The sequence below is a fragment of the Neisseria sicca 4320 genome, from assembly GCF_000193735.1.
Lineage (GTDB): Bacteria > Pseudomonadota > Gammaproteobacteria > Burkholderiales > Neisseriaceae > Neisseria > Neisseria sicca_E.
In genome coordinates this window covers 1-7,063 of record NZ_AEPF01000009.1, presented here as the reverse complement: position 1 = coordinate 7,063, position 7,063 = coordinate 1, and the positions used below count along the sequence as shown (strand labels likewise).

Annotated in this window: 5 protein-coding genes; 4 read left to right on the top strand and 1 reads right to left on the bottom strand. The window is 46.3% G+C overall.

Features of this window, described 5'->3' with window-relative positions:
• The 4 genes from NSCA4_RS0100565 to NSCA4_RS13385 all read left to right on the top strand — a co-directional run.
• Window positions 1-1,653, top strand: a 1,653-nt coding sequence (locus tag NSCA4_RS0100565; RefSeq protein ID WP_029609422.1) for a DUF3418 domain-containing protein, incomplete at its 5' end; no start/stop codon positions are given.
• A 58-nt stretch (window positions 1,654-1,711) separates the two neighbouring features.
• Entirely contained in the window at window positions 1,712-3,319 is a 1,608-nt protein-coding gene (locus NSCA4_RS0100560; protein ID WP_016686337.1) for an AAA family ATPase, read from the top strand.
• Between the two features lie 41 nt (window positions 3,320-3,360).
• A complete protein-coding gene (locus NSCA4_RS0100555; protein ID WP_255265246.1) occupies window positions 3,361-4,758 on the top strand; it encodes a VWA domain-containing protein in 1,398 nt (465 codons plus the stop codon).
• A 240-nt stretch (window positions 4,759-4,998) separates the two neighbouring features.
• A complete protein-coding gene (locus NSCA4_RS13385; protein ID WP_255265245.1) occupies window positions 4,999-6,531 on the top strand; it encodes an SWIM zinc finger family protein in 1,533 nt (510 codons plus the stop codon).
• Between the two features lie 277 nt (window positions 6,532-6,808).
• Here the strand turns inward: NSCA4_RS13385 and NSCA4_RS0100545 are convergent.
• The coding region (locus NSCA4_RS0100545; RefSeq protein WP_016686335.1) for a transposase at window positions 6,809-7,063 on the bottom strand (255 nt) is incomplete at its 5' end.

The following is a 7,063-nucleotide window of genomic DNA, read 5'->3' as shown; positions in this document are numbered from 1 at the left end:
GGGAGAGGCAAAACAGTTGCTGCACAAACCAACTTTTCCTCAACCTCAACAAACCCTCTCCCTACCCCTCTCCCACAGGAGAGGGAACAGAGTGCCGCAATCTCAACACTTTCAGACGACCCCAAACTCAAAAAGCAGCCTGCCCCCCCAAAAGGCCGTCTGAAACCCCTCCCACTCTCCGACATCCGCACTTTCCAAGCCTGGCTCAAAACCGCCGAGCGCGACAACCCGCACCTGCTGTTCCTCAGCCGCGACGACCTCATGCAGCACGCCGCCGCGCACATCACCGAAGAACAATTCCCCAAACACTGGCAAACCGCAGACGGCAAATTCAAACTCAGCTACCGCTTCGAGCCGCACCACCCGCTCGACGGCGTTACCCTCACCCTGCCGCTCACCGTGCTCAACCGTATCAGCCCCGCCGCCCTCGAATGGCTCGTGCCCGGCATGATACGCGAAAAAATTCAGCTACAAATCAAAGCGCTGCCCAAACAAATCCGCCGCATCTGCGTACCCGTGCCCGAATTCATCACCCAATTTTTAAGCCAAAACCCCGACCGCAACGCCCCCATCCTGCCCCAACTCGCCCAAGCCATCGCCAAAACCGCAGGCGACATCCGCATACTCGAGCAAATCAACCAAGACGAATGGGCCGCGTTCAGGCTGCCCGAACACTGCTATTTCAACCTCCGTATCATCGACGACGGCAGGCAAGAATTAGCCATGGGGCGCGATTTCATCCAAATCCAACAACAACTTGGCAAAGCCGCCGCCACCACCTTCCGCGACAACACCCAAGAATTCGAGCGTGACAACGTTACCGCATGGGACATCGGCACCCTGCCCGAATCCATCAAATTCGCCCGCGGCAAACAACAGCTCACCGGCTACCTCGGCCTGCAAAAAGAAAAAGACGGCCGCATCGCCCTGCGCCTATTCGACACGTCCGCCGCCGCCGAACAAGCCCACCGATTAGGCGTGATCGAACTCATGAAACTACAACTAAAAGAACAGGTTAAAGACCTGAACAAAGGCATCCAAGGCTTCACCCAAGCCGCCATGCTGCTCAAACACATCAACGCCGACACCCTGCGCGACGACCTCACCCACGCCGTCTGCGACCGCGCCTTTATCGGCGAAGACGAGCTGCCGCGCAACGAAAAAGCCTTCAAAGAACAAATCAAACGCGCCCGCAGCCGCCTGCCCGCCGTCAAAGAAGCCCTCAGCCGCTACTTGCAGGAAACCGCCGCCTACGCCGAACTGAACAGTAAACTCGGCAAACACCCGCTTACCCACCTCCTGCGCCACCGCCTGCAAACCCTGCTCGCCGCCGGCTTCGCCACCCGCACCCCGTGGGCACAATGGCCGCGCCTCCCCATCTACCTCAAAGCCATGACCCTGCGCCTCGAAAAATACAGCGGCAACCCCGCCCGCGATGCAGCCCGCGAAGCCGATATTCAAGAGCTGGAACAAATGTGGCAGGAAAAAACCGACAGCTTGGTAAAACAAGGACTACCCGTTTCAGACGACCTCGCCGCTTTTAAATGGATGATTGAAGAATTGAGAGTGTCGCTGTTTGCGCAGGAATTGAAGACGCCGTATCCGGTTTCGGTGAAGAGGTTGTTGAAGGAGTGGGAAGGGTTGAATAAGTAGTGATATTATCCAATACATTTACAGGAAAATTTCTAACTTACATAAAAGGTACAACACAATGAAAAGCGAAAATAATTATGAACGTATTGTTCAAAATTCTAAAAAATTCCAACACTCTCAGAAGAATGAGATGCAGAAACGCATAACAGATTTGCTGCAACAACTCACAAATGGCATTCATGAACGCAATCAAATTATGGCAGTTTCCCTGCTTGGAGCGATTGCAGGACACAATACTTTCCTATTTGGTCCGCCTGGAACAGCGAAAAGCCTGATTTCCCGCCGCTTGGCATGTGCATTTGAAAATCCTCAATACTTTGAATACTTAATGAACCGCTTCAGTACACCTGAAGAAGTATTCGGTCCCGTATCTATTAAAGCATTGAAAGAAGACCGGTATATCCGAAAAATAAACGGCTATTTACCGACTGCCGATTTTGCCTTTCTCGACGAAATTTGGAAATCCAGTCCTGCTATTTTGAATAACTTACTGACCATTATTAATGAGCATATTTTCAAAAACGGCGATGAACGGATTAATGTACCGCTCAAAACCCTGATTGCTGCTTCCAATGAAATTCCGCCTGAAAATCAAGGCTTGGAAGCCCTATACGACCGTTTTGTTATCCGCCTGCTCGTACCGCCGATTGAACAAGAAGAGAATTTTAACCGTTTACTAGACAGTAAACCAAGCAGCGACAAACCTGAAATCAGTGAAGATTTGAAGATTAGTTATCAAGAGCTTGCCAAATGGCGCGAGCAACTTCACGAAGTCAAACTCAGCACAGATACTTTGTTGATTATCAAATATATTAGGGAAGAATTAACAGAACAGTTTGATAAATTGGGCGTTTATGTATCTGATCGCCGTTGGCAGCGTGCGGCTGTATTATTAAAGGCTTCAGCTTTCTGCAATGGACGTAAAGAAACCAATCACAGTGATGTGGTTTTGTTGAAATATTGCCTGTGGACAACACCTGAAAATCGGGAAACCGTTGAAGAAATCGTGATGAATGCCATTAAATCCTGCGGGTTCGATACGGATATTGATTTGGCTGGATTGGATAGGGAAAAAGAGAATTTGGACAAGGAGATTAATAAACAGCTTTATTATTCTAATAATATTTATGATACAGTTGAAATAAATGAAAAAAAATATTTCCCTGTTTCAGCTACATTTATAGATTCATATGACAATTATTACAATAAGAATTATCAGCTACTTGTTCCATTTGATAAATTTAAAAGCCAAGATACATTTCACCCTCTCGATGAACAGGGAAATACTATCAAAGACATCAAATGTCAATTTAATGGGCAAGGCAGTTGTTCATTAAAACTAGAAATTAATAGAGGATTTAATCGTGATTCATATAAACCTTTAACATTCAAACCTAAAATTATGTTTCATAAAGGAGATAAAAAATCAGATGTCAGTGAATGGATAATTCATTCACTCGCTCAATCCGTATCTGATATTCGAAAACAATTTATTGATACAAAAAAACAAGTTGAGAAAAAATATGAGGAATATCAACAGTACCTGCAAAGCCCTTTTGCAATCCAAGCCGATATTGATATTGCTGTATCAGGTATTTTAGACCAAATCGACAAACTTAATTTGCGGATTAAAGACTGCGAACGGCTGGGGTCATTATGTCGTTAAGCAGCAAACTATTCGAGCAAATAAGATGGATTAAAGCTTCTTTGCAAACAGATTATCAAGATTTGTTCAAACAGCACAGTTGGTTAGGTGGACAGATTCAACAAAGGTTATTTGGCTGGGCACACCAAACCAAGTTGGACTTATGGCAAAGAAGTCCATTTGCCATACATGAAGAAAATCTGAAAAATCATCAACAGACAGGACTTTTTAATCAATCGCCTGTTGATGATTACCAACGTTTCTGCAAATTGACAGGCATACCGTTTGAAAAAGATTTTTGGCAAAAAGAATTGGCTCAAAGCAAGCAGGTAAAATCTCATAAACAGAATTTGCCTTTGAAACTGTTGACGGAAAAATGGCAGCAACAGTTAGACCAAGCCAAAGCTCAATGGCAAGTAGAACAAATTAATCAATTAAGGCAGGAACTTTTAACCCAGTTAAAACAAGAATTAGAAGTAGTTAAGCAGCTTTCGCAACAATTGGAACAGCTGGGTTTTGGTATAGGAGACGATATTGGCAATTTGACCCCACAAGATATTGAAGAAATGAAACGTTGGCTGAATTATCTGACCCAAGATAAGAATGCCCAACAGATTGCTGAATTACTAGGCAAAATGCGCCAAATCGAACAATCCGAAAAAATCGAACAGGTAAAACAGACTGTTTACATCCAAAATCCACAGATTGATGTAAATTCGCGCGAAGAAATTATCGGATTACGTTTAGGTAAAGATTTAGAGTATGTATTGCCGTCTGAATTGGCTTTAATGGCAGATGAAGAAACGTCGATTTTATTTGATTTGAAGTTTTTGGAATCCAAATTAATGTGTTTTGAATTGCAAGGAATGGCCTATTGTGATGCCCCAACTGAAATTATAGTTGAACAAAAAAGCCAAGAGGATGAAAAGCTCGGACCAATGATTTTATGCGTAGATACCAGCGGTTCAATGAACGGGCTACCTGAAAATATCGCCAAAGCAATGGCTCTGTTTTTAGGAACAAAAGCCAAAAGCGAAAACCGTTCTTGTTTTGTTATCAATTTTTCCACTGGAATAGAAACTTTTGAATTAACAAGTAAAACAGGGATTTCCAATTTGATTGCTTTTTTACGTCAATCCTTTCATGGTGGTACAGATGCTGCCCCAGCTTTACGTCATGCGCTAAAAATGATGGAGCAAGAAAGCTATCGAAAGGCGGACTTATTAATGATTTCCGATTTTGTGATGAATGGCTTACCTGATGATTTGTTGGCATCAATCGAAATACAACGAGAAACCGGTAATCAGTTTAATTCTTTGGTTATTGGTAATGCTTTTATGAGTAAACGCCTAAAAACACATTTTGATCGTGAGTGGATATACAATCCTAATGTGCAGACAATTCAAGAATTAGTACAGTTCAAGAAAGATGTTTTTAATAAACAAGTTGTCAACTCATAACACTGTTCTACTCATATGTATTTCTGGAAGATACCCCCCCTATACAACTTGGAATCCATACGCAGAATATGTGTGGACTTTCTAAACTACTCCCCTTCCCACCCAAAAAAAGGTCGTCTGAAACCCATTTTCAGACGACCTTTTGCCGCTTTGCTAAACAAATCTTCCCGCAACCCTCTCCCCAAACGTCACCCGAACCAGTAAACTCCCCATATTTCAACAACTTCATGGAGGCCAACCATGCCCCGTATCCATCCGCTCCACCTGTTCCCGCCCCACATCGCCGAACGCGGCCTGCTGTATTTTCAGCAGGGCAAGGTTCGCGATGTCCAAAAAACTTCCGCCGGGCGTTATCGGGCGGAGGTGTGCGGTTCGGAAAACTATTCGGTATGGCTGAAGCTGGATAGTGATTTGTACATTAAGGACGGGGGCTGCGATTGTCCTTATGGCTGGGCGTGCAAGCATATGGCGGCGTTGTGGTATGCGGTGCGCGCCCAAACGCCGGACGAGCGGCCGGACGAATCCGATGCGCAACAGCCTAAACAGGGCGGCAATCCGTATCGGCAGCAGCTCTCCAAAATCTTTTCCCGAACCCGATATTATGATTACTACGAAGCCGCCGATTTGGGCTTCAGGCTGCAAAACTGGTTGGAAGATGTGGCGCAGGAGGGGACGGCGGCGTTGCAGCAGGCTTTGCCTCTGTTGATACCGCGTTTGCAGGATGCTTTTGAAAAGGCGGATGATTCGGACGGTATGTTGGGCGATGCTATGTATATGGCAATCGACCTGCTGGAAGAGGCGGTCATGGAAAATGTCCCGAAGCGTTTGATTAATTTTTTGGACAAATGTTTGGACGACAGCCGCTATTTTGATTTCTCGGAGGCAGGCAATAAAATCTACCAAATCCGCGCCCGAATCTGGCGGCTGCGCGGCGAATGGCAGGCGTGGCAAGATTATGTGGCTAAACGTTTGGCTGTTACCAAGTCGGGTTGGGAACATGAATTTTGGGCATTTGAGGGTTGGCAGGTTTTGCAGGCGAAAGGCGATACTGCTGCCGCGCAGGATTATTTCAGACGACATCTGCACCTGCCGCAATTCAGACAAATTGCGGTAGAACAAGCTGTCGGGCAGCAAAATTGGGCGGAAGCAGAACGCCTCTTGCGTGAAGGCATCAACATTGCCGAAGATGAAGGAACACTCGGCACACTGCACAAATGGAAGCTGCAACTTTTTGATGTATTGAAGAAAACTGATAAAAATGTACGCGAAATCGCAGCGGATTTGGCGTTTTCCACCAGCCTTTCATTGCCGCATTACGAGGCATGGAAAGCCACGTTTCCCGCCGCCGAATGGCCGGATGAATTCAACCGCCTACTTGCGCGCTTGTCGGGTCAATATTCGCTGCAAGCTGAAATATTGGAGCATGAACAGGAATTCGACCTGTTGCTCGCCCTATTGCAGCAACACCTTTCGTTGTACATGATGGAACGTTTTGCCCCGTCTTTCCCCGAGCCGTATCACGACCGAATCGTAGCGCTCTACCTGAAAATCTTTGCGGCTGAAATCAATAAGGCAAGCAACCGTAAGCAATACCGCCAGCTCTTGAGCCAATTGAAGACCCTCCGCCGCCAATATTCCGCACAACGGCAGGCGATGGAAGACTTTGCCGACGAAATCAGGGAACGATATAGCGAAAAAACCGCGTCGGCCTGCTCTGTTGGAAGAATTGGATCGGGCGGGGTTTTAGGAAAAAGCTATTCATCCACACCCTGACGATGAATTTTCCAGGCAAGCCTGCAATCCTTACATATAGAAAACAGTAGCGTTGTTTACAGTATTTCTAGGAGAATACTGAAACAGGAACATGCACAAAAACACCTGCTTCACCCTATACCACCAAGCCGAGACCTTTGCAAAAAAGCCCTTCCTTCGACAGCTGAAACCCAAACACAGGTTTTCAGCTGTTTTCGCCCCAAGTCACTCCTGATTTTACCCAAATACCCCCTTAATCCTCCCCGGATACCTGATAATCAGGCATCCGGGCCGCCTTTTAGGCGGCAACAGGCACACTTAGCCTGTTGGCGGCTTTCAACAGGTTCAAACACATTGCCTTCAGATGGCTTTGCGCACTCACTTTAATCAGTCCGAAATAGGCTGCCCAGGCGTAGCCGAATTTACGGTGCAGCGTCCCGAAGCTTTGTTCAACCACATAACGGGTCTTCGACAAATATCGGTTACGTTTGGTTTGCGCTTCCGTCAGCGGACGGTTGCGGTGGGCTTTGCGCATAATGCCGTCCAGTAACCG